Annotated in this window: 23 protein-coding genes and 1 pseudogene; 12 read left to right on the top strand and 12 right to left on the bottom strand. The window is 37.9% G+C overall.

Going from position 1 to position 24,596, the window contains the following annotated elements; genetic code table 11:
• The first annotated feature begins 75 nt into the window (after positions 1–75).
• Positions 76–600, top strand: coding sequence for a DUF2726 domain-containing protein (locus AC07U8_RS20485; RefSeq protein WP_494738517.1), 525 nt, complete (start codon positions 76–78; stop codon positions 598–600).
• Between the two features lie 60 nt (positions 601–660).
• Here AC07U8_RS20485 and AC07U8_RS20480 read toward each other — a convergent pair whose 3' ends face one another.
• The 7 genes from AC07U8_RS20480 to argS form a co-directional block, all read right to left on the bottom strand.
• Entirely contained in the window at positions 661–1,017 is a 357-nt protein-coding gene (locus AC07U8_RS20480; protein WP_096735370.1) for a RidA family protein, read from the bottom strand.
• Positions 1,018–1,076: 59 nt separating this feature from the next.
• A complete protein-coding gene (locus AC07U8_RS20475) occupies positions 1,077–1,301 on the bottom strand; it encodes a hypothetical protein (protein ID WP_209828918.1) in 225 nt (74 codons plus the stop codon).
• 69 nt (positions 1,302–1,370) lie between these two features.
• The gene (creD, locus tag AC07U8_RS20470) at positions 1,371–2,783 is read right to left on the bottom strand and encodes a cell envelope integrity protein CreD (protein WP_494738516.1); all 1,413 of its coding nucleotides are present in this window, start codon (positions 2,781–2,783) and stop codon (positions 1,371–1,373) included.
• Between the two features lie 114 nt (positions 2,784–2,897).
• A complete protein-coding gene (gene creC / locus AC07U8_RS20465) occupies positions 2,898–4,361 on the bottom strand; it encodes a two-component system sensor histidine kinase CreC (protein WP_494738515.1) in 1,464 nt (487 codons plus the stop codon).
• 3 nt (positions 4,362–4,364) lie between these two features.
• Complete coding sequence (gene creB, locus AC07U8_RS20460; protein WP_034614935.1) at positions 4,365–5,084, bottom strand: two-component system response regulator CreB; 720 nt, start codon at positions 5,082–5,084, stop codon at positions 4,365–4,367.
• A gap of 444 nt (positions 5,085–5,528) precedes the next feature.
• Positions 5,529–6,122: an SPOR domain-containing protein gene (locus AC07U8_RS20455; protein WP_494738514.1), complete on the bottom strand. Its 594-nt coding sequence runs from the start codon at positions 6,120–6,122 to the stop codon at positions 5,529–5,531.
• Positions 6,123–6,267: 145 nt separating this feature from the next.
• Positions 6,268–8,058 carry an arginine--tRNA ligase gene (argS, locus tag AC07U8_RS20450; RefSeq protein WP_209828910.1) on the bottom strand — a complete coding sequence of 597 codons (1,791 nt, stop codon included), beginning with the start codon at positions 8,056–8,058 and terminating at the stop codon, positions 6,268–6,270.
• A 194-nt stretch (positions 8,059–8,252) separates the two neighbouring features.
• On the opposite strand from argS, the gene AC07U8_RS20445 reads away from it, so the two are divergent.
• Both AC07U8_RS20445 and AC07U8_RS20440 read left to right on the top strand, forming a co-directional pair.
• Entirely contained in the window at positions 8,253–8,672 is a 420-nt protein-coding gene (locus AC07U8_RS20445; protein ID WP_494738513.1) for a hypothetical protein, read from the top strand.
• Positions 8,673–8,730: 58 nt separating this feature from the next.
• Complete coding sequence (locus AC07U8_RS20440) at positions 8,731–9,000, top strand: DUF2798 domain-containing protein (RefSeq protein ID WP_004723447.1); 270 nt, start codon at positions 8,731–8,733, stop codon at positions 8,998–9,000.
• 5 nt (positions 9,001–9,005) lie between these two features.
• On the opposite strand, the gene AC07U8_RS20435 is transcribed toward AC07U8_RS20440, so the two are convergent.
• On the bottom strand, positions 9,006–9,602 hold the full coding sequence (locus tag AC07U8_RS20435; RefSeq protein ID WP_096735364.1) for a YfjT/YkfB family phage-associated protein: 597 nt from the start codon (positions 9,600–9,602) through the stop codon (positions 9,006–9,008).
• Positions 9,603–9,926: 324 nt separating this feature from the next.
• On the opposite strand from AC07U8_RS20435, the gene AC07U8_RS20430 reads away from it, so the two are divergent.
• The 5 genes from AC07U8_RS20430 (at position 9,927) to AC07U8_RS20410 (ending at position 18,319) form a co-directional block, all read left to right on the top strand.
• Positions 9,927–11,624: an NAD-dependent malic enzyme gene (locus AC07U8_RS20430; RefSeq protein ID WP_494738512.1), complete on the top strand. Its 1,698-nt coding sequence runs from the start codon at positions 9,927–9,929 to the stop codon at positions 11,622–11,624.
• 158 nt (positions 11,625–11,782) lie between these two features.
• Positions 11,783–15,130 carry a type VI secretion system Vgr family protein gene (locus tag AC07U8_RS20425; RefSeq protein ID WP_494738511.1) on the top strand — a complete coding sequence of 1,116 codons (3,348 nt, stop codon included), beginning with the start codon at positions 11,783–11,785 and terminating at the stop codon, positions 15,128–15,130.
• Positions 15,117–15,611, top strand: coding sequence for a hypothetical protein (locus AC07U8_RS20420; protein WP_239044703.1), 495 nt, complete (start codon positions 15,117–15,119; stop codon positions 15,609–15,611). Before AC07U8_RS20425 ends, AC07U8_RS20420 begins: the two co-directional genes overlap by 14 nt.
• A 1-nt stretch (position 15,612) precedes the next feature.
• Positions 15,613–17,907, top strand: a complete 2,295-nt coding sequence (locus tag AC07U8_RS20415) for a glucosaminidase domain-containing protein (protein WP_494738510.1) — start codon at positions 15,613–15,615, stop codon at positions 17,905–17,907.
• On the top strand, positions 17,888–18,319 hold the full coding sequence (locus AC07U8_RS20410; protein ID WP_494738509.1) for a hypothetical protein: 432 nt from the start codon (positions 17,888–17,890) through the stop codon (positions 18,317–18,319). The genes AC07U8_RS20415 and AC07U8_RS20410 overlap by 20 nt, the downstream gene beginning before the upstream one ends.
• Before the next feature lie 122 nt (positions 18,320–18,441).
• Here the strand turns inward: AC07U8_RS20410 and AC07U8_RS20405 are convergent, their stop codons facing one another.
• On the bottom strand, positions 18,442–19,362 hold the full coding sequence (locus tag AC07U8_RS20405) for a Dyp-type peroxidase (protein WP_494738508.1): 921 nt from the start codon (positions 19,360–19,362) through the stop codon (positions 18,442–18,444).
• Positions 19,363–19,524: 162 nt separating this feature from the next.
• Between AC07U8_RS20405 and AC07U8_RS20400 the strand changes: the two genes are divergently transcribed.
• Positions 19,525–20,145, top strand: coding sequence for a LysE family transporter (locus tag AC07U8_RS20400; protein WP_004823696.1), 621 nt, complete (start codon positions 19,525–19,527; stop codon positions 20,143–20,145).
• A 72-nt stretch (positions 20,146–20,217) separates the two neighbouring features.
• Positions 20,218–20,837: pseudogene (locus AC07U8_RS20395) on the top strand (LysE family translocator).
• A 33-nt stretch (positions 20,838–20,870) separates the two neighbouring features.
• Here AC07U8_RS20395 and znuB read toward each other — a convergent pair.
• Genes znuB through AC07U8_RS20380 form a run of 3 tightly spaced genes read right to left on the bottom strand, consistent with a single transcriptional unit; the run spans position 20,871 to position 22,945 of the window.
• Positions 20,871–21,671, bottom strand: coding sequence for a zinc ABC transporter permease subunit ZnuB (gene znuB / locus AC07U8_RS20390; RefSeq protein WP_004723435.1), 801 nt, complete (start codon positions 21,669–21,671; stop codon positions 20,871–20,873).
• Between the two features lie 3 nt (positions 21,672–21,674).
• Positions 21,675–22,475 carry a zinc ABC transporter ATP-binding protein ZnuC gene (znuC, locus tag AC07U8_RS20385; RefSeq protein ID WP_056518356.1) on the bottom strand — a complete coding sequence of 267 codons (801 nt, stop codon included), beginning with the start codon at positions 22,473–22,475 and terminating at the stop codon, positions 21,675–21,677.
• Positions 22,448–22,945: a transcriptional repressor gene (locus AC07U8_RS20380; protein ID WP_004723431.1), complete on the bottom strand. Its 498-nt coding sequence runs from the start codon at positions 22,943–22,945 to the stop codon at positions 22,448–22,450. The genes znuC and AC07U8_RS20380 overlap by 28 nt, the downstream gene beginning before the upstream one ends.
• Before the next feature lie 138 nt (positions 22,946–23,083).
• On the opposite strand from AC07U8_RS20380, the gene AC07U8_RS20375 reads away from it, so the two are divergent.
• Both AC07U8_RS20375 and AC07U8_RS20370 read left to right on the top strand, forming a co-directional pair.
• A complete protein-coding gene (locus AC07U8_RS20375; RefSeq protein ID WP_056518357.1) occupies positions 23,084–23,926 on the top strand; it encodes a metal ABC transporter solute-binding protein, Zn/Mn family in 843 nt (280 codons plus the stop codon).
• A gap of 171 nt (positions 23,927–24,097) precedes the next feature.
• Positions 24,098–24,496, top strand: a complete 399-nt coding sequence (locus AC07U8_RS20370; RefSeq protein ID WP_004723429.1) for an ATP synthase subunit I — start codon at positions 24,098–24,100, stop codon at positions 24,494–24,496.
• Positions 24,497–24,596 lie beyond the last annotated feature (100 nt).

Below are 24,596 nucleotides of genomic sequence, written 5' to 3'. Positions count from 1 at the left end.
TGATTAAAAATAGTATCTTTGATACACAAGAACTGGTCGTAGGCCAAATTATAATAAAGAATTAGGAAATGAAAAATGGACATGATAATCGTTGCGAGTTTGATATTACTTGCTGTCGTGATTGGTGCTGCTTATAAAGGATTGAAAAATAAGCAACAAGCAGATAGTGCTTTACGAAGAAGAGCAGTATTTAACTCACATGAACAAATTACGTTTACGCGTTTAAAAGAAATTTTACCTGAAGCCAATATCTTGGCTCATGTATCTTTTGATGCCTTGTTAACGACAAAATATTTACATACACGTCGTAAGTATCAGCAAATGTTTGCAAATTTTGTTGTGCTGGACAAAGATTATAAAGTTTTAGCTGTGATTGCTTTAGATGATATCAATGCGATTAAGCGCTCGAATCAAAATACCTATGAAGATGCCTTGTTACAATCGGCAGGTTATCGCGTGATTCGTTATATGGGGATTCCAGAGTATCAGGATTTGCGAGAAGATTTTTTAACAGAATTTTCAGAAATGAGCCATTCGCAAATGTTGGAGGAACATGTACTGGGGAAGTTTGATCTCTACTCAAATCGCGCATATGGCTAATCAAAAAAATGCATGTTTAAACATGCATTTTTTACGCTTTCCAAAAATTAAATAACGAGCTTATTCTGGTTTGACCGCAACAACCGTCATTTCAACTAAAACATCAGGTCGATAAAGTTTTGTTTCTACGCAAGTTCTCGGCAGAGCTTGCATATCTGAACACCAAGCATCCCAGATTTCGTTCATTCCTGCATAATCATTTTCAATATCTTTTAAAAAAATCATCACAGACATAATATGCTTTTTATCTGTGCCCGCATCTGCAAGAAAACGATCAATGATATCTAAGGTCTGTTGAGTTTGCCCTTTGATATCCAAACTTAAATCCGTAGCCAATTGACCCGCCAAATGAACTAAATTTCCCGAAATTGCGATTTCAGAAAAGCGTTTTTCTACGTGTAAACGTTGTACAGTCATGATCATTCTCAAAGTTTGTTTATGTTTTAAATTTTACGTCATGATTTACGATCTGCAAATCAACTTTGTTGCTTGTTGGTGAATCTATCTATACGAATGAGAATTTTATACTTAAAAATAATCAAACAGTTATATTCTGGGCAAATAATGAAATTGCCTAAATTTAAAAATTGAATTTGCGCACCACGTAACTGATTTAAACAAAACGCAATTGAGCATTGCAGAGGACAGAGTTGTTGCAACTGCTTAAAGTGTTGCTGCTCCTGTGGTATGGAAGTATTCATTGAAATACCTATCATTTAGAATCTATTTTTAAGCCAGTGAATCGCTTTGAGCTATTCACTGTGCCGTTATCAAGCTTGCGGAGGCGTATAGGATTTGAGTTTTTGCTCAGGCTTATTGTTGATTTGATACCAGTCGATATGCCGTGTAATAAACATCACTACAGCAAGTAAAACAAATGAAATGATAGAGCCGATCAGGAAGGTTTTGCCTGAAGATTGCAACAGCATATACATCACGGCATAAAGTGAACTCAGGATGATGCTGAATAGGCCAGCGGCTTTAAAACCTTTCATCACATAGTATAAGTACCAGCTCATGAGCCCGACACAGGCAATTCCAGCAACGAAATAAGCCCATGCAAAGGCATAGTATTCACTGATCGAAAGCAGTAAAACAAAGAACACCACTTGAGCCATCGCCACCAAAGAATATTGAATGGGGTGAATACGTAAGCTTTTAAGCACTTCGAAGAGGAAGAAACAAGCAAAGGTGATGATGATAATCACGATACCGTATTTAATCGCACGATCTGTTTGTGTATAGACATTGACTGACTCTAGGAATTCTGTCGATAAACCAATACTTTGAGCAGGTTCACCCATATAAGCCGGCTCTTGGGCAAAATAACCATTACTAAACTGGCGAATACACTCATTGTTGTCGCAATCAATCAATTTACTGATGTTTTGATGACCTAGAGCAATATTTTTCCATTGTGCAGTAAATTGTTGCGGTGTACTGGTTTTTGCAAAGGGTAAGTTTTGTCCTGAATATTTGGTATCCGCCCAATTACCTTTGGCCTGATAAGTGACGCTACGACTGGTTGGGATCAGGGTGAATTTCCCCAGACCCGTAATATTGGCGGTTAAATCAAAAGTAAAACCATTTTGAATGGCATTGATTAATTCAGGATATTTTTTTGCAGAAATATACATAAAGTCAAAACCAGAACTGTTACTGCCTTGAGCACTCATTTCAAAAGCATAAGTTTTGTTGAGCATGTTTAAGCTCGGTTGGGTATCTAAGCCACGAGGATCATGTACAGGGAAGATAATTTCCGCTCGTTCCCATTGGTAATCTTTCTTTTCAAGTGTTGGTTTTTGGAATACGCCTTTGGCCATGAGATTGGCGGTATAGCTAATTGCTCGATAGATGGTACGTTTATAAGTGTTGTCCGAAACATTAAAGTTGGATGACCATTGTGTGCTGTCAGCACTGATATATAGCCATTGTTCCTCAGTACACAAATAGGCCACCTTCTTTTCATCGAGGCAGTTTTTTTGCTCATTGTAGGGCACACGGATATACGGTGAAATCACGGTTTGAGGGCTAATATTGTTTTGTGCAATTTCTTTTAGAAATGCCCGTTGATAATCTTGTCGTTCTGAGACCAGACTGGTAATAAAGAGTAAGCCTATCCAAAATAAGGCAACTAAAATTGCGATTGCAATAATTTTGAATGTCAGAAAGTTGGAGCGCATCACTGTTTTCCTTCGCCGTTGTTTTTTTGTCAGTGTTGAGTGTGCGAAACAGCAATGTGCTTTGTTTGAGGTGTATCGGTTTTTTATATGAATTTTAAGTGAAGTTTGGTTGTGCTAAGGCAATTGAATTTTTATCAATACACCCTTTTGGTGGGGTTGTAAGATGGTGATTTCATTTCCTTGAATATTGCCAATGTGAATCTGTCCATGGTGTTGTTCAATGACTTGTTTAACAATGCTCAGTCCAATACCAGAACTGCGTTGCTGGCTAATCGGACGAGGCAAGGAAAAATAAGTATCAAACACTTGCGTGAGTGCATAATCTGGAATCCATTCGCCCTCATTAAAAACCTGTAATTCTACCTGTTGGTGTGTTTGACGATGAAGCCGAATCAGGATTTTTGCTGAATCTGCAGAAAAATCCAGTGCATTATCTAAAATATTGGCAAGGGTTTGTTGAATCCAAAATCGATCTGCACGAACCATACAATTGGCTTCAATATCCAGTAAACACTGAATTTTTTTGGCCTGAATTTGACTGGCATGCTGGTCTAAAGTTTGTTGAATCAGTTCAGATAAATTGAAGTCGTGCATTTCAATTTGATGTTTAGATTTTTCCAGACGGGTCAATAAGAGCATCCGATCAATCAGGCTACGTAAGCGCTGGCTTTGTTCATGAATATGCGTGGCAAATTGTTGTTGATCATTTAATGGTAAATCTTCTTTGAGTAGTTCTGCACTGGCTTGAATTGCGGTAAGTGGGCTTTTGAGTTCATGGGTCAGTGTATTGACATAGTGTTCTACATAAGCACGATCTTCAAGTTTTTCTCGCATATTTTCAACGGCTTGAGCAACTTGATTGAGTTCTTTTGCCGAGCGAAAATAGGGCGTTTGATTGACAGGGGCAAGTGCCTGCGCGTATTTACGGACACGGTCAATGCTGTGTTTTAGCCAATAGGCCACCAAACTGGCAAGAAACAGGCTGAGTAATGTAATCCAAGCGGCTTGACGGATCAGCTGATTTTCAGCACGCTGAATATAAGGCTGTACTGAAATATTGGGCTTTCCAATACTGACAACGCCAATCAATTGCTGTTGTTGACCAACTTGATAATAGATTGGTGCTGCGATAAACATGGTGCTGCTATTGCTGTCCTTTTCATAACTGCGTGTAGAGCGAACCCCGTATTTTCCCTTTAAGGTCAGGTAAACATCATTCCATCGTGAGTAATCTTGTCCTGTAGCGATACCTTGTGAGTCATAAATGACGATACCTTTGTTGTCGGTAATATAGATTTGTTGATTGATCTCATTTTTATTATGTTTCCAGATCGTGGCATTGAGTTTGCGATTCAGCGCTTTTTGAATTTTTTCATCAAACTGAACGGTACTGACTTTATTTTCATAGACGTCTTCAGCCACTAACATCGCGATAATATTAGCATTTTCCGCAAGAGTATCTTCTACGACCTGTCGTACATTGGGCTTTACTTGTTGATTAAAGGTATAAGACATAAACCATAAACCCAGCAAGATGATCAATCCAAAGAAGAACCAAATACGAATAAAAATGGACATGGTTTAGCCTTGCCTTTTTAAACTATAGCCAAAGCCTCGATGGGTTTCGATTGGGTCTTGCTCAGGAGAGATCTGCTTAAGTTTATTGCGAATACTTTTGATATGGGTATCAACAGTTCTTTCTAAACTATGCTCAGGATGTTCCCATACATGATCCATCAATTGTTGACGGCTAAACACCTGTTCAGGGCGTTGAATCAATAATTTAAGTAAGCGATATTCATAGCGAGTCAGCTGCAGTATTGTGCCTAAGTAATGGATTTGCAAAGCCTCATCATTGCATTGCCAAACTTTAGCTGGCGTTGTAGAAAGCTGTGTATTTGGCTGTGAGATGTGCTGTAACTGATTCTGTATCTCCATTCTGCGCCAAATGGCTTTAATCCGAGACACAATTTCACGCGAACTAAATGGCTTGGTACAGTAGTCATCTGCGCCAATTTCTAAACCCACAATACGATCTATTTCGTCATCTCGTGCGGTTAAAAATAGCAAGGGTGTGTGATTAAAGAGACGAATTTTTTTACAGACATCAAAACCATTTAAATCAGGTAATCCAACATCTAAAATAATAAAATCAAAGGGTTTTTGTTGAATAAAATCAATGGCTTGCAGACCTGAATTGGCCCAAGTCACTTGCCAGTCTTCTCGTTCAAGTGCGTAACGTAACGGCATAAGAATAGCAGCATCATCTTCTACACATAAAATCTGTTTTTTATTATTCATTGCATTTAAAAACTCATAATCTCAATAGGAGTGTACTCAAATTGAAATACTTAGGCGAATGAATTTTCAGTGAAGTTTAGATGAACTGTTTTATTGTTTGAAATTGGCTGAATGCCTGTTGGGGTGGGCTTTACCCATGTGAATTTCTGAGCGCCCTGTAATCTTCGGATTTGATCGTCACGCCAATCACAGGACAGCAAATCAAAAGTATTGGTGACTTTTGATATCTCGGCAACGACATGGGTAATGTATTGCGGAAAATAGATTACTCTAATTTTGATCAATTTGGGTAAATTTTTATCGAATTATATTTCTTTTGAGTAAAAATTATTCAATTTGCCCACATATCCAAATAAGGTTAAAAAACGATTTTGAAGAATAAAACAGGATGCCAAAGCATCCTGTTTTAACGATTGATTGATCAGGCCATGCCTGAAAATTGGATCAGCGTTTAACTACAATAGAGTCAATACCGCTATGTTGTAAGGTTTGTTGAGCAATCACTGCTGCATTTTGTGATTCATAAGGGCCTGAAATCACACGATACCAAGTTTTTCCAGCTTCTGTACTTTGAACCACATCGGCAGATAAACCATTTAAGATAATTTCAGCGCGACGTGCATCAGCAGCATCAGGATCATCATAACTACGAACTTGAAGAATATATTCGGGTTGAACAGGTGTTGTACGTTCAGCATTTACACCGACATCAACATTTTCAGGCTGAGACGGTGCCTCAACAATTACTGGTTGTTGTTGATTTCTGCTTTCAGGAACAGCTTGTTCAGGAATAGGGGTAACCTGTTGTTGGGGTAATAGATCATAAAAACGATAGTCTTTGTTGGTATCTTCTTGATAATGCTCAGACGTGATTTCGTTTTTGGGTTGGACGGGCGCCCACGGTTTCCAGAGCATCAGTGCGACACCAAAACTTAACACGATTAAAATGACGACAAGCATCCCTAACCATTTAGGAATCAATGGTTGCTTAGGTTTGGTTGGCCTTTCTGAAACACCGCGTTGCGTTTTTCCAAACACGTGGAACCCTCTTATTATGTATTGCTTAGATCGTGTTCAAGCATAGTTTTGCTTGAACACGATGTAAAGTAATGATTTATTACACACTTCAATGCTTATGTTGAGCCAGACCTTGGTCTTGGAAACATGTAAAGCAATTCTTGACTTACATACTTTCAGGTGCAGATACACCCAATAATTCAAGACCATTATGTAAGACTTGTTTGATATTTGCTGAAAGCAATAAACGGGCTTGAGTCAATTCCGCATCATCACCCAATACTTTATTCTCGTTGTACCAACCATGGAATAAAGCAGCAAGTTCTTTCAAATAATTACCAACTTGATGTGGTTCATAATTATTTGCAGCGCGAATAAGGACTTCAGGATAAGCCGCGAGTTTCGCTAAAATTTCAGTTTCAGCATCAAGTTCTAATTTTGCAGCAAATTGACGTGCATTTTCAGTATCAAATTGAATATTTGTTGTTGCTGCTTTTTCTAACATACGGCAAATACGAGCATGTGCATATTGAATATAATACACAGCATTGTCTTTGCTTTGAGATACCGCTAAATCTAAATCGAAATCAATGTGCTGTTCAGATTTACGCATCACATAATAAAAACGAGCTGCATCATTGCCGACTTCTTTACGAAGATCGCGTAATGTCACGAATTGACCTGAACGAGATGACATTTGTACCATCTCACCACCACGCCATAAGCTGACGAACTGCACTAAAAGTACCGTCAATTTAGATGAGTCATAGCCCATCGCGTCAATTGCAGCTTTAACACGTGCAATATAACCATGGTGGTCTGAACCCCAAATATCAACAAGGTCAGTAAAGCCACGTTGTAATTTATTTAAATGATAGGCAATGTCAGAGGCAAAGTACGTGGTTTGTCCATTACGACGTTTGACTACACGGTCTTTTTCATCACCAAATTCAGTTGATTTAAACCAAATGTTGCCATCTTTTTCATAAAGAAAACCACGTTGATCTAATGTTTGTAAGGCTTCATCAATTTTTTCAGCCAAAGATGCTTCACTAAACCAGTGATTAAACGTTACGCCAAACTCACCAAGGTCATCTTTAATGTCATCTAAAATGGCATGTAAAGCTGCTTGATGGAATACACGATAACCTTCACCCACTAAAGCTTGTGAGTTGTGAATTAAGCCATCAATGTGCTTTTCTTTATCGCCTGAAATAACCACTTTATTGCCATCGGCATCAAGCTCTTCAGCATATTGCACATCTTCAGGAACATCTTTGTAAACATCAGCCACACTACGTACATAAGCATCAGCATGTTTATCGATGATACTTTGGGCGATTTCTTTAACGTAATCACCTTGATACGCATTTTTAGGAAAAACTAAAGTTTGGCCACTTAATTCTAAATAACGTAAATAAGTTGATGTGGCGAGGATGTCCATTTGACGACCAGCATCATTGACATAATATTCACGTTCAACTTTGGCACCTGTTGCTTCAAGTAAGTTTGCAACAGTCATACCATATGCAGCACCGCGACCATGACCTACATGTAGGCTAGAGGTTGGATTTGCAGAAACGAATTCAACCTGAATTTTCTTGGCTGCATTTGCTTGGGTTTTACCAAATTGTTCCTTTTGTGCTTGGATTTGATCCAGCACAGTAAAGCGCTGATCGGCATTTAAAAAGAAGTTGATAAAACCCGGACCCGCAATTTCAGCTTTGGCAATATCAACCACTTCGGGTAAATTTGCCAAAATTTTCTCTGCAAGATCACGTGGTTTCATACCAGCAACTTTAGCGCCCATCATGGCAATGTTTGATGCGAAATCACCGTGGCTTCGGTCTTTAGTTCGCGTTAAAACACTCGTGTTTTTCCAGTCAGATGGAAGAGTCCCTTCAGCTTGTAGGGATTGCACTGCATGATCAAGAGCTGCTTGTATGGCCGTATTCATAATCTATAGAGAAATAAATGTCGCAGAAAAACGCTAAATATAGCAAATTTTGCGCCTTTTAGGTGAATGCATTTGTATAGAATAAAACTTATTCGATAAGAAAAATGGCAGTATGCTCAATTTCACTGTGTATTGGCGTTTAGATTTCAAATGGATTTGACGGATTACACTGCTTTAATCACTGGATAAAAAATATGTTTGTGAGTTTTTTAGATCAAATTGATCATGAGAGTATAGGAAAAGAACAAGTTATACAGTTATTTGCGAAGATTCAGCCCACAGACTTGGAATATTCAAATTCAGGTTATCTTGCGCTAGATATGCCAAAACAAGGTCAGATCATTTTATTGTTTTGGTGGATAGATACGACTCACTTGATTTTGCGTTACGATAAAAATATCCCTACTGCCCAACTAGGCGAGTCGTGGCTGTCTTGCAATGAAGATCTGAACTTAGCGTTATTTGATGTTGGTGATGACACCTGGCTCCCTTTAAATTCAATTATTTCACTCGATGATGCAATCAATGTGATATCTGAGCTCTATGATCAGCCTTTAAATTTGTCCAATCAAATCAAATGGCAAAATGTGGCCGATGTTATGTGGAAGGATTAATTGTTTCAGGTCCATTAAAAGAATAAAATGTGTCCTGTTGGTAAATTTAGAGCGATATATGTCAAATACTCCTCCCACAATTATTGGCAATATCCCAAAACTCCCTGCAAAATTTGCAGCATGGATTATGCCGTTGTTCTTATCTTGTTTAATGAGTGGCATGGTGTCATTGATTAATATGTTGATCAATGTGGGTTTGATTAACGGATTTTGGGTCAAATGGCTTGCTGCATGGATGGTATCATGGGCTGTGGCATATCCTGTGGTTCTGATTGTTTTACCCTTAGTACGACGTTTAACCGCCGTATTTGTGGATATGCCTAAATAATGGATCTACTCTTTACATGTGACAGGCTTGCTAAGCAATTCAGCATGGCCATTTGTAAAGGTATAAAGTTTGGAATTGTTAAAGATTTTAATCACTTTGGCTTTGTTCAGTGCCGTTTTAAATGTCGGCATTTTTTTCGCATTGACTAAGTCAAATGGATTGCCATAGTTGTTATTGTCGATTAAGAATTGAACCTGACCCGTTTGCGCATCATGTGCTTTGAGCAGCTCTTTGCCATCTTTATCTTCAATCGTAAAACCAGACTTCTGCGAAGGAATCTTACAATTCAAACGCAAATATAGGACGTTTCCATCACTGGATTTGTTTTGTAAGGTGTAAATACCTTGAAGATCATTTTCAATATAGACCCATTGTCCAGTGGGCATATTGATCTTCATTTGTTCTAGTTTTTCGAGGGTGGCTTTACTGACATCAACCACACCTTGCTGATCAACTTCTGGAACTTTGGCTTCGCCTAAGCCCACCATACTTTTGACTTTTTCAGTGGTTTTAGAAACACCAGAAGAGACCTTTTTTGCAGTTTGGCAGCCAGTACATGCAATGACTGTGCTAAGAAGGAGTAGAGAGATCTTTGTGTTCATTGTTATTGGTTTAGCTTCATCGTATTTTAAACAAAATAAATCTAAACCGAAAAAAAATCAATGATTGGTCAAAATTGCGTACAAATATGCAGTTTTAATGGCGGGATCATGGCTCATTATTTTAGGGGAAAATATTAAATTGCTTAAAAAAGAGAATTTGATCCGCAAAACTGAGAATAATTTATCATTCTGTAAAATACTTTGAATATCATTATCACGTATCTAAATACCCATTTAGTCAAAAATAGGCTTAAGCTTGTATCAGACCAAAGTCGTAGCTTAGCAAAAGATAGAAGCAGGCAGTCTGCTTCAATGAGAATGGAAATGCCAACGGAAACCCTGAAAAAATATCCTCTATATATTCATTATGCAGGTAATGCCTTATTAGAGCTGCCTTTATTAAATAAAGGTTCAGCCTTCACAGAAGAAGAACGAACTCAATTTAACTTACACGGTTTAATTCCTCATGTGATCGAAAGTATCGAGGAACAAAGTCAACGTTCATACCAACAGTTCTGTTCTTTCAGTGAAGCGATCAATAAGCATATTTATTTACGAAATATTCAAGACACCAATGAAACGCTGTTTTACCACCTGATTGAAAACCACTTAAGTGAGATGATGCCGATTATCTATACACCGACAGTGGGTGAAGCATGTCAGCGTTTCTCCGATATTTATCGTCGTCATCGTGGCGTATTTCTTTCCTATCCTGACCGTAAATACATTGATGAAATCATTCACAACGTAAACCGTAAAAATGTCAAAGTGATTGTAATCACAGATGGTGAGCGTATTCTTGGTTTAGGCGACCAAGGTATTGGCGGCATGGGCATTCCAATTGGAAAACTGTCTCTTTACACCGCATGTGGTGGTATTAGTCCAGCCTATACATTGCCGATTACCATTGATGTGGGAACCAATAAACAACAATTATTGAATGACCCGATTTATATGGGATGGTCGCAACCTCGTGTCAGTGGGGATGAATATTATGAATTTGTCGATGAAGTGATTGCGGCGGTTAAACGTCGTTGGCCAAAAGCATTGATTCAATTCGAAGATTTTGCGCAAAAAAATGCCATGCCTTTACTTGAAAAATACCGTGATAAGATTTGTTGTTTTAATGACGATATTCAAGGAACAGCGGCAGTTTGTGTCGGTACTTTAATTGCTGCGAGTAGAGCCGCAGGTAAACAGCTTAAAGATCAAAAAATTACCTTCTTAGGGGCTGGTTCAGCAGGTTGTGGTATTGCAGAACAAATTATTGCACAGATGGTTGCTGAAGGCCTGACGGATGCTGAAGCGCGTGCCAAAGTATTTATGGTGGATCGTTTTGGTTTAATCACTGAAAATCAGCCAAACTTATTAGATTTCCAACGTAAACTTGCGCAGAAACCTGAAGATGTTGCACATTGGGGCAATGCTGAGGAAATTATTTCACTGCTTGATGTTGTGAAAAATGCCAAACCAACCGTATTGATTGGGGTATCGGGTCAACCTGGTTTATTTACAGAAGAAATCATTAAAACGATGGCTGAAAACTGTGAATATCCGATTGTATTGCCTTTATCTAACCCAACTTCACGAGTTGAAGCCGTGCCAGCTGATATTATTCAATGGACAGAAGGTAAAGCATTGATTGCGACAGGTAGCCCATTTACCCCTGTGAATTATCATGGTGAAACCTATCAGATTTCACAGTGCAATAACTCTTATATCTTCCCTGGTATTGGTTTGGGTGTGGTAGCAGTTCAAGCAACCCGTGTTACGGACAATATGCTGATGGCTTCTAGTTCAGCTTTGGCCGATTGTTCACCGAAGTTGCAAGATATCCATGCAGATTTATTGCCTGATTTAAATGAATTGCAGCAAGTCTCTAAAATTATCGCGTTTAAAGTTGCTAAAGCCGCTATTCAAGATGGTGTGGCACCGATGATCAGTGATGAGCAATTGCTAGAAAGTATTGAACAGAACTTCTGGAAACCAGAATATCGTGATTATAAACGTGTTCCGTTTTAACTTTTATTGATAGGTAATGAAGATAAAAAGGGAAGTTACTAGATAATTTCCCTTTTTTTAAAAGAGATATTGATTAAAAAATATAACAATTTATCGGTGTCTTTTTTTGAATTTTTAATTAAAATAAGGACACTTGTAATTAAATATCAATAACTAAAATGCTGAAAAATATTACGACCTTACTTGAAAGCTTTGGCTTGGGATTACAAACACGAGCGATCCACGTTCAATTCTCAAATCAAGCCTTAAACAGCAGTGTATTCTTGCAATGCATTCAGGGGCAACAACAGATTAATCAAGGCTTAAAGGCAGAATTACTCTGCCTTTCAACCAATGCGCATATTGCTTTAAAACAATTTATCGGGTGTCAGATTGCAGTTGATCAAGTCACCGATTTTGGTGAATTGTACCGAACCACTGGAATTGTAACAGGGGCAAGCCAAGGGCAGAGTGATGGGGCGTTAAGCGTTTATAAATTAACGCTTGAAGATGCAACCAGTCTTTGGCATAAGCGTCGTAATAGCCGTGTTTTTATGAACAAAAGTGTTCTGGAAATATCGGAAATCTTATTTAAAGAGTGGCAAGCGAAAAGTGCCTTATTTTCTGCCAGTCTCAGTCTGGACAGTAGTGGTTTAAAAAAACAATACGATATCCGTCCTTTTGTAATGCAAGCCAATGAAACGGATTATGAGTTTTTAACTCGCTTGTGGCGCAGTGAAGGTATTAACTGGTTAGTTGATGAATCTGTACGAATTGTGCCTATTTCGGCAACGCAGATTCAGGCACAGAAATTACGTCTCATTGATGACAATACGCAATATGAGGCAATGCCTAGACGAAGTATTCGTTTCCATCGCAGTCATGCAACAGAACGCTTTGACACGATCACCAGCCTTATCGCCCAGCGTTCAATTCAATCAACAGCAATACAAGTACAACGTTGGCAAGCGGATAGCCTTTTACAAGATCAGGGCGATAGCCAGTTAAGTAATCACCAACATAGTGATCAACAAGACAATGAAACTTTAAGTTTAGAGCAGGCTTGGACAATTAGCCCAGCTTGGACCAGTGATCTCAATGGCGAAGACCAAACCACAGTTTCCAGTTCAGCCCAAGTTGATAAATTAAATACCCAACTAACACAATATCAAGAATTACAGTCCAAATATTTTACCGCAACCAGTTCAGTGCGTGATGCGCAAGTTGGTTATTGGTTTGAACTAAGAGAACACCCTGAAATTGATCAACATGATGGTTCGGATCGTGAGTTCTTAATCTTAGGTAAGACTTTTTACAATCAAAATAACTTACCCAAAGAGTTACAAGATCAGTTATCCAAGCTGCTTAATTTAAATTACTGGAATCATTTAATTAAAGACCAGCGTCAAGCCAATGAGTTGTCCTTGGTACGCCGTAGAATTCCGATCGTTCCAGAATATAACCCTTTAGCACATAGACCTTCTGCATTTCCACAACGTGCCAAAGTGGTTGGCCCGCAAGGCGAAACGATTTATGTCGATCAATGGGGGCGGATCAAAGTTCGTTTCCTCTTCACCCGTACCGATGACAATAGTCATGATGGTGGTGCAGGCTCGAATGACAATGATACAGACTCAGCTTGGGTTGATGTATTGACCTCTTGGGCGGGAGAAGGTTATGGCACAAGATTCCACCCACGAATTGGTGAAATCGTAGTTATTGATTTCTTTGATGGCAATGTCGACCGTCCATTTGTGATGGGACGTTTACATGAAGCAGAACGTCATCAAACCATGTTTGATATCAAAGGCCAGTTGCCTGATACCAAAAAACTAAGCGGTATTCGTTCATCGGAAGTGGGTGGATCAGGTTTTAACCAACTCCGCTTTGATGATACAACAGGCCAAATCAGTACGCAGCTACAAAGTAGTCATGCAGCAACACAACTTAATCTCGGGAACTTAAGTCACCCGAAAGATAAGGAAACCAGCAATGGGCGTGGCGAAGGTTTTGAGTTAAGAACCGATGCTTATGGTGCCATGCGTGCAGGCAAAGGCATGCTTATCACGACGTATGCCCAAGAAAATGCGATTGCAGACCACTTAGAAGCAGCACAAGCGCAGTCCTTGTTAAATCAAGGTGCAGAAAGTATGAAAGTGCTGAGTGAAATAGCAGTCAAACAACAAACGGATGCCTTGAATGTTGTCAATCGTTTGCCGAAACTGATTAATTCTTTAGAACTAAAAGGTGCAAATCAGGCTTTACAGGCAACCGTGGGTTTATTTAAAAATGCTGTAGGTAGCGATCCAATTTCAGCGCTGAAAAACAGTGGTGATTTTATCGAGGACATCCAGAAATTTGGTAAAGATACCAAGAATATTGTAGATGAATTTAAAGACTTTTTTAATGATTCCAAAGAGTCGATTGAGAACTTAAAGAGTTTTATTGAAAATATTGAAGAACATGGTTCGGATGTTTTAAAAGGTAAATTAACCAGTTTAAAAGACAAATTTGATACAGAACCGTTAAGTGCTTTAAAAGACGTGGGTAAGGTAATTGCCAATGTTGAAATTAAGGATTTTGATTTAACCAGTGTTTGTGGAACTTTTAATAAAGGCAGTAAATTGGATGTGAATCCGATGCAGGCTTTAGGCTCCTTACAGGGCTTTATGGAAAGTTATACAAAAGACTTAGAAAATAGTGGTGATAGTGCCAAACAAGAACAAGGTAAGATCTTTCGGCAGGCATTGATGTTACTGGCTTCACCTAATGGGATTGCACTGACAACTCCAGAAGACATTGTCTTGCAAGCTTCACAAGATATTGCTGAAAGTGCCCAAGGCTCAATTAATTTGAGTGCACAGAAGAATATCGTCGGTCATGCACAGGATAAGATCAGTTTATTTGCAGCACAGAAAGGTTTAAGTGCATTTGCCGCAAAGGGTCCGATCAAAGTTCAGGCACAGGATGACTTGATTGAAATCATTGCGAAGAAAGTGATTAAACTGATCGCGACTGAAGATAAGATTGAGCTAACCAGCTCTAAAGAGATTGATCTAAAAGCGGGTGGTACTCAGTTGGTTGTTAATGGTAGTGGTGTTTTTATCAAGACAGGCGGGAAATTTGAAGTGAAGTCAGGACAACATTTGTTTACCAGTGGGGCAACAGTGAATGCGCAGTTGCCGAAAATGCCTGAGAGTGGAATTTTTAGTAAACGTATCGATTTTAAAAATTTAATACCAGAAAATCTTTTAAATACTGAGTTGGCTTATAAGTTTATTAATCGTACAAAAAATCTTGAGTATGTGAGTGAACTTGATGAAGAGTTTAGAACAAACCGTTTATTTTCAGATGAGTCAGATCAAATAGAATTTAAATTTCTGGATGCTCAAAAAAATGATCAAGGGACATTATTCATTAGCCTATGTGAACCTGATGATGATTTATTTGCAAGTTTGGATGAAAGTGAACATGAGCATGTATGTTGTGATTGTTTTGATGAGGATGAGAATGATGAAATCGTATAAATTTTTGTTATTTCCATTCTTAATTCTACCTATGTACTCATTTGCAGCAAATGATGAACAGCGTAATTTATGTCAATTTAAGCAAAAATTTGATGACTCAATTCCAGCAGATAAATCATTTATTCAGTTTGGAAATGATAAAAAATTTAATGAATTTTTTATCAATAAATTATTTCATGAAACGATTATTCATGATTGTTTATATAGTAATAACAAATTCTATGTGTTGTCACAGACAACCACTACATCGGTTGAATCTTTAGCACAGTCACTTATTTATGTAACTACCTTTGATCAAAAGGGAACTAAACTGAAAGATCAAATTTATAACAAAGATTGGAGTTGTGCTATTAATCAAAAATTTTTGATTAAGAATCATCAAAAATATATAGATATGTCATGCACAGAAAAAAATAATCTTGATAATGGTCTAATTATTGATCAGAAAAAGTTGAAAAAATATCAAGTCGAGGTTAAATAAAATGGCCTATACCTATGAGGATCAACTGAACTTTGCTGCCAAACTGTATTGCCCAGTTCGAAAAATTGCGTTTCGATATGGCGTACATTGGAAAACGATAATGGCTCAGCTTATTGAAGAAACAGGTTGGGGGAAAAAAGTACTCCCAGGTACAAATAATTTATTCAATATTAAAAAAGCTGGGGGGGGATGGGAAGGTAAGCCCGTCAAACGTTTCACAGTACCTGAAGTTAACGCTAAAACAGGTCAAGTTTATATGGAAGAGGCGGACTTTCGTGTATATGTGGATTATGTAGAATCCTTAGAAGACCGTTTTGTCTGGCTGCTCAATCAATCATTCTATAAAGAATATTTTAGTGATGGTGTTAGAGGAAATCATGAAAAAGAAGTATATGCGTTAGCAAAAAAATTCGCCACTAACCCCAAATATGCTGATAATTTATTGGAAATTCCTCGTGGTCGTACGTTCCGTAGAGCGATAGCACTTGCCGAGTCAGAAGGATATTGCAACATCGTCAATGCAGCAATTTTAGAAGAAAATGGTGATAAATATCGTGATAAAGAAGTGGAAATTTCAGTAGATGGAGAGACTTATTTAAAAAAGAAAACGACTCAAGAAGGATTGATTGTTGGGATGGTGGTTAAACCACAAGGCAATATTAGCTTCAAAAAAAATAATATTATCGTGCCTGCTCGTATTCCTGTGGTTAAAGGCACAATTAATATTAAAGTACAGCAAAGTGCCACTGTTATTGCAGATAAACTTGAAGAACATCAAGGAAATCCTTCAGTAAATAACGTTAAACAGCAAGAGGTGAATGTTGCTAGTCGTCCGTCACCTGCTCCAACAACTACAGCGACAGCTCAAAGTAATGATGTAAGCTTTAAAATTAAAATTATTGAAGGAGATTCTTCTAAGGCAGTACCTGATTTAAAATATGCAATTCGTTATAAAAATAATCTAAAAGAACATACGCTTAATGGTCAGGGAGAAGAAAAAATTACAGCAGAGAGGGGGCAGAAGCTTGAAGTTTTTGTAAGTAGTGCTAAGGGGGACTTCTCTCAAAAAGTTACTGAATTTGTAGTTAATAATGAACAGACTCAAGTGGTGAAATTACCTTTAGTCAAAATTCGAATCAAACTGTTTAATCACGATAAATCTAAAGTTATGTCTAATTATCGTGTGATTTCGCACTATCGTGGGCAACAAAAGCCTAAGGTTACAGATGTGAATGGCTTAATTTCATTGACAGGTCTGGCTGGCTTAAAAATCAAATTAACTCTCCCTCAAGGGAATGTAGTGGTGCCTGATAAGGTGCTTGATTCACAAATACTTGAATATACCTATCTCATAAGAGAAAAATATGAGCGTCAAGATGTGCTTACAGCTTCTACAGCTACGAAAAAACCAACACCTACAACTGAAGAGCAACCTAAAGCCGAACCTAGAACTCAAAAGGTGAGTGAAGATAAAACAGCACCTATTAGTCAAGCTGACATTCGTGGGGGCAATGGTCATCCAATTAAAATGATCAATCGTGATGGGGAATTTGGTATTTATACAAAAAATAAAGAAACAGGAAGAGTAGAAAGCGGATTGTCATATGTTATTAAATATGAAAATAAAAATAGAGCTCATACTAGTGGGAAAAATGGTGATGGCTTTAATAAACATAAAGGATTTATTGGAAAAACTGTCAGTGTTTTTGATGTTAATGGTAATATTCTTTTTACTCATATAATTTCAGAAGAATTTAAAGCTTTTACCGTGGAACTTGTACAAGATCAAAAAAGTAATGAAATTGAGTTAGAAGGTAATTCAAGTGTTACAATAAGTTATGGAAAAAATGCAGACCCTAGAGTTGTTTCTCAAAAATCAATTAATATTTTAAAGATGGCAGCATCAAAGTCTTCAAATAAACAGATTATGATAACAAGTACAGCTAGAAAGCCTTATGACCAGGCCAGAATTATGTATCAAAATATTATCAGTAAGGGTATGGCGGAACAAAGGCGCACTTATAAAGCACCTGGTCAAAGGGTATTAGATGTATATGATCAGAATAAAAATTTATCGAAAGAACAAGTAATAGGCTTGATGGAGAAACGAATAAATGAATTAGGCCCATCAACAGTTTCTAAACATTTAGCTGACCCACGGGTAAAGAATACTTTTGATATCAGTTTGGGTAATATTATCAATCAAAATAACTTTAAAAATGCACTATTAAGTAATGATAGTGTGGAAAAAGTTTTAGTAGAAAATGGGTGTTTTCATGTTGAAATTAAGCAATAGTTTTAAAAAAGTAATTTTGCTTTTTGGTTTTATTTTATTCTTAAGCTCTAGTGTTACAGCAAATACAAATACTAAAAAGGATACTTTTTTAGTTGATAAAGACATAATGATATATGCACCATTATCGGATAGAAAAATTAATGCACTCAAGAAAAAACTAGGTGATAGTTTTTATGATGTTGCTGATGACTCTAATTTTTATATAGCAAATGCTGATGAATTTTTATCAAACAAAAAAATTAAGAATGTTACTCTTTCTAGTCAGGTGAAAATGATTAACTTCTCAAAAAAGTATTTTATCAAAGTAGATAAAATACCTGCTTGGTCATATGTATTTTATAAAAAAGGATCTCCCCCAATTTTTGTGAATGCAATTGATGTAGAGGAAAAATATAATAGTTTCTATAAGTGAATTTTGCTTTGTTTATATGGTAATTTTGTTACATATAGAAATATCAATAATTACTAAAATATAGATTACCTTAATCTCTTATTTTTTTAACCTAGAAAAGCTGACCGAAGTCAGCTTTTCTTTCAATCTTCCAAAATCACTTCCAACACTTCTTCATTCGGCGCAAAGAAATAAGCACCATCCATAGGTGTTACAAAGTGCAGCAAACGGTCATGAATCCCATCGCCTTGAGTACCAAACATATTGACTAACATACGATCAATACGGCTTAAATCTTTGGTATAAGCAATAAAAAATAAACCTTGCTCACCTTGACCATCACCATAAGGAAGAGAGTGACGCAGAATTTCTAATTCATCGCCTTCATTATCTTCAATGACAACACGAGCAATATGGGCATTTTCAGGTTTGTGTTCATCGTCCATTTCTATACTTTCTAATTTAGAACGACCAATCACATTTTCCTGTGCATCGACTTTTAGGCGTTTCCACTTCTCAAGCTCGTGTACATAACGTTGTGCAAAAATAAAAGAACCATCCTCAAAAATACCTGAATCTTCACCTAATAAAGCAGTCTCAGCACGATCATCAGGGAATTGAGGATTTTCAGTACCATCAATAAATCCAGTCAGGTCACGACCGTCGAGATAACGGAAGCATACCCGCTCATCCAGAACCTCAACTTGATCTTGGATGCCATCAAAAAAGGATTGGCTAAGCGCAAAGCAAATATCTGTACGTGCCGACGCAATATGAATCAGAACATCAGCAGGAACCACTGGCATCTCAAATGCGCCTTGAATCGGTTCTAACTGCTTAAACCCTTCAGGAGTTGTGTGATAAAGTTTTGCCCAAAGTTCAGGACCAAAAGCGATTGAGGTTTTAATTTCGGCTTCAGGATGTTGAGTGATTAGGCGATCACGTGTACTTAATAACGCATTAAGGCGTTCTTTTAAGCCATCAATAGACAGATTTTTTAAATTTAAAACAATGAAACGGGCATGATTAGAAGGTAAAGGTAGAATTACAGATTGGGCTGTCATATGGTGATGGCTCCTCAATTTTTATTTATCAATCCTCTTATTGTGCATGATCAAGCAACAGCTGAATAGTAAAGTCTTATACTTTTTACCAATTAAATTAATCGAAATGTATCGTTTTAAAACCGCTATAATAGCGTGTTAAAAGTTTTCTATCCTTTTGTTATGTCGTATCAAGTCTGGTTTGCCTATATGTTGGCGTGCTGGGTGATCAGTATTTCACCTGGTGCGGGTGCGATCGCGTCTATGTCGAGCGGTCTAAATTATGGTTTTCGCCGTGGTTATTGGAATGCAATCGGTTTACAACTGGCATTGTTGGTTCAAATTGCGATTGTCGCAGCAGGTGTTGGGGTATTGTTTGCAACCACACCGCTGGCATTTTTCGTGGTGAAATGGTTTGGGGTTTTATATTTACTGTATTTAGCTTACATACAATGGACGACGAAAACACAGTCGATAGATATCCCAACTGAGCAACCGACAAAATCTATTCCCAAGCTGATCTTATATGGCTTTATTGTCAATATCAGTAATCCAAAAGCCATCGTCTTTTTACTTGCTGTTTTGCCACAATTTCTAGACTTGTCTAAACCACAATGGATTCAATATGTGATTATGGCAGTGACCATGATTACCATTGATTTGATTGTCATGGCTGGTTATACGGGATTGGCAGCCAAAGTGTTAAGACTATTAAAATCACCAAAACAACAAAAATATATGAACCGTACTTTTGCCGTATTGTTTAGTTGTGCCGCTGGCTTATTAAGCCTGGTGCACCAATAACAACATAGGCGATTAAATGAGCTATGTGTTAGAGATTTGACCATATAAATAAGCCATTGTTCCGAGGATGCTTTGAATTATTTAGAATTTTATTTGTATGCCATTAGTGTGATTATCATGATTGCAACGCCTGGTCCAGTCATGATCTTGGTTGCAAGTGCAGGTTTAAAAGGTGGCTATCGACAGTCTTTACTGACCATTATTGGGACAAATTTGGCTTCTTTGGTACTTATCACAGCCTCTATTTTAATTTTAAAAGGCATGTTTAGTGTCAATGAAACCCTTTTCTTGATCATTAAAGTTTTAGGATGTCTTTATATTGCCTATCTAGGTTATGGAATTCTAAAGAAGTGTTATCCCAACAGGAGCATCAACTCAATACGATGTTGTCGCCTGTGGATGGTGGGCTCAGCAAAGGCTTTTTAGTGGGTATCTCAAATCCTAAAGATATCATTTTCTTTTCATCATTTTTTCCGCAGTTTATTCATATTCATGCTGATATAAATACCAGTCTGGTTATCTTAGTCGTGACATGGATTATTTTAGATTTTCTCACGTTATCTTTGGTCTATCTGTCGTTTAATAAGCTTTCTAAAAGTCAAATTTATCCAAAAATATTAGGGCTTTGCGGATTGATTCTGATTGTCATTGCTGTATATGGGTTATATGTTTCGTTAAAAAGCATGGTTTAAATATTGATTGAGGCTAAAGATGGAATTGATCAATCAAGCCATCTTTCTTACTTTCATTACACAGAAAATCACAGCAAACAGCAAAGACATGGTTAATACGATGCTTAGCCCTGTAGAGATGTTCAGGGCTGCACTTGACCATAAACCCACAGTCACACCAATTTGAGCAATCACAAACGCCCCCATCACCATTTGTTTCGGTGAGTGCGAAATAAGACGTGAAGCCAGTGCGGGGATGACCAATAACGCACCCATCAATAACGAACCAACGGCACGTAAAGCGAGTACAGTGAATAAAGCCAATAACAACATAAAAATTAAGCGTTGCCATTTGGCGTTTACGCCCTCACTTACAGCAATATCAGGATCAATCGCAATTTGAATTTGTGCTTGCCAGTAACGGTAGAGAACAGCTAAAGCAACAATAATCACAGTTGCAAAAATAGGTAGGTCTGACCACTCAATTGTTAATAAATCGCCAAATAAATAACTTAATAACTCAGGACGTAATGCGGGTAAATGTTGAATTAACAATAGACCAGAACAAAGTAAGGTCGCAGCACACAATGCAAGTAAGGCATCATTGGGTAAACGCGGGTCATGTAAAACCCAAAGTACAGCCACCAAGAGTATCGCAGTAAAGGTAACACCGACCCAAAGCGGTAAAGTTAAAACAGCGGCTAACGCAACACCCAGCAAGGTACCATGTGCCATCGTATCAGCAAAAAAAGACATTCTACGCCATAGCATCAAACAACCTAGCGGAGCTGTTAGAAACACTAAAAGTGTTCCCATAATCCATGCAGGTAACAGTAATTCTAACCATTCCATCATGGTTTAAGCTTCCGGTTCTGGGTGAATGTGTGGATGTGGGCCATGTTCACAAGTTTTGGCGGAGTCACCATGTGCACAATGGTCATGATGGTGTTGGTAAAAAGCGTGGTATTTTCCAAAAGTATCACCAAACAAAGCTTGATACTCTGGATGCTGCTGAATACTGTCAGGTAAACCACTACAGCAAATGTGCTTATTTAAACAGACAACTCGTTGAGTGCCTTGCATGACCCATTGTAAATCATGAGACACAATTAAAATGGCGCAACCATAACGTTGTGGCAGGCTACGTACATATTCATACAGTTCAGCTTCAGATTGGATATCTAAACCTTGCATAGGTTCATCTAAAACCAAAATATCGGGTTGGCGTAATAAAGCACGCGCCAATAAAACCCGCTGACGTTCACCACCTGAAAGTTGTTGTACTTTGGCGTACTCTAATTTGGCAATACCAGTATCTCGAATGATTTCAGCTTTAATGGCCTTATCACATTTCTCAAGATCAAGCAGATCTTTAACTCTTAAAGGCAGACTATGAGAGGGATTAAATTTTTGTGGTACATACGCCAGTTTAATTTTTTTTGGGCTGATAATTTTGCCCGCATTGGGTTTTAAAATACCCAATAATACTTTGATCAGGGTTGATTTGCCTGCGCCATTGGGACCAATAAGCGTGACAATTTCTTTTTCTTGTAATGAAAAATCTATATTTTTTAGAATGTCACGATCATCAATACGGACATTAATTTGTTGCAGTTGAACGAGAGGGGAGTTTACGCTTTGTTCGAGCACTGCTGACATATTCCTGAAATCTCAATAATACTGTGATGTGCATTGAAGTGATCTGACGCGGCTAAGTGGTTTAATTCTTGAATCAAACCTTTTGCTGAAGCTTCTTTCACTGTATGACATTCAGTGCAAATTAAAAATGCGGCTTGATGTCCTTCACGTGGGTGACAACAAGGGATATAAGCATTAATAGAGGTTAAACGATGAATAAAACCTTTTTCTAAGAGAAAATCTAAGGTTCTATACACGGTAGGCGGTGCAGCTGGACGTTCTGCAGCACCTTTCATCTTGGCTAAAAGATCATAAGCACCTACAGGACCTGAGGCATTCAAAATTAATTCAAGTACTTCTTTACGCAAAGGGGTAAGGCGGGCACCTGAGGTTGCACAAAGGCTTTCTGCTTCTGATAAACGAGCTTCTACATTGAGATGATCGTGTACACCATGCAAAGTATCATGCTGCTCGTGTGAACATAAGCTCATATCAGACCTCAAAACTTGTTATTTGAATGGAAGAGAATCGCAAATATTAACATGAAGCTCTATCAACTTACGAATGGCGTAGGTATTTTTTAACTTCTGTTATACTATAACATAAATTTTTTTTGGTAATACACTCCCATGAATCGCATTATCGCCTTTTGCTTATGTGCATTATTTATTAGTGTCACTTGGGCTCAAGCGCCTTTAGTGGTGTCAACTCATCCTATTTATTTGATTGCAAAAGAAATAACAGAAGGCATAGAAGAGCCTGTTTTACTTTTGGGAAATCAAACGGGGCATGATGTGCAACTTACACCAGATAATCGCAAAACGATTATGGACGCTTCATTGGTGATTTGGCTGGGAAAAGAACATGAAGCGCCTTTGGAAAAAGTTTTAGGCGAGAATGCGAAAGCGATTTCAATACTCAATTCAGGCATTATCCAAGCACTTCCTTTAAGAAGTCCAAAAGGTGTTGCACTGAAAGATACGATTGATACACATGTGTGGTTAGATCCAAATAATGCTGTACGTATCGGTTTCTTTATTGCAGCCTTACGTTCACAACAACATCCAGAAAATAAAGCAGCATATTGGAATAATGCGAAGAAGTTTGCCAGTGAAATGCTGCGCGTTTCACAGAAAAGTATCAGTGCTGGTAGTGCACGCCCATACTGGGCTTATCATGATGCTTACCAATATTTAGAACGTTCATTAAACTTAAAATTTGCAGGTGCGATGACAGATGATCCGCATGTTGCGCCGACTGTGACTCAAATCAAGTTTTTAAATGACACGAGACCTTACAAAAAAATGTGCTTGCTGGCAGAAGGTAGTGCAAGTCCAAGTCAGTACCGAAAATTGGGTGAAATTTCATTTCAAGCGGTAGACGAAACTTTGGCTAAACAACAAGATTTTGTGGTTGCATGGCAGACTTTGGCTCAACAAACACAAGCTTGCGTACTTAATGCACGGAAATGATGCAAAAATTAATCAACAATTGTTCATATGCAAAGCAACCTGTATATCGAAAAAAACACGACTAAGGTCGGGAAAAGATTGCATGTTCAGGGGTGTAACTCTATAATGCCTGCGATTAAAAACGATCATCAGCTAAACTTGTCAAGCATTTATGCTGTGAGTGGATAAAAAATGAGCCAAACTAGTCGCTTGATTGACCGACGATTAGCAAAAGCTTTGGTCTATTTGCAAGCGTTTATGATTCCTGTTTCAGCCTTGGTAGCGTGGGTCTTGAAAGACTCGACTGCGGCTCTGAGTGCAGCGTTAGGTGCACTGATATGTTGGCTTGCCAGTTGTTATTTTTCTTGGCAGTCGTTTCGAGCAGCAGGGGCACGTGCTTCAAAACAGGTTCTTTCGAACATGTATAGAGGCTTAATGGGCAAATTTGCAATTGTGATCGTTGGTTTCATTTTAATTTTATGCAATGTCAAACCGTTATCTCCGGTGGCATTGTTTTGTGGTTTTATTCTCGTTCAAGCGATGTCGTGGATTGCACCTTTTTGGGTAGCACGACAACAAAAACGAGTATAAGCGCAGCAGAAATTGAAAATTTTTTTGGGGATTAACGAGATATCATGCAGCACGCGATATTCGTTAACTCTATTTATTATTTGACATTGACCAGGTGTGA

It is taken from the genome of Acinetobacter sp. GW821-FHT01E09, assembly GCF_059422385.1.
Note: the sequence above shows the minus strand (reverse complement) of the source record. Positions and strands in the feature narration are given on the sequence as shown.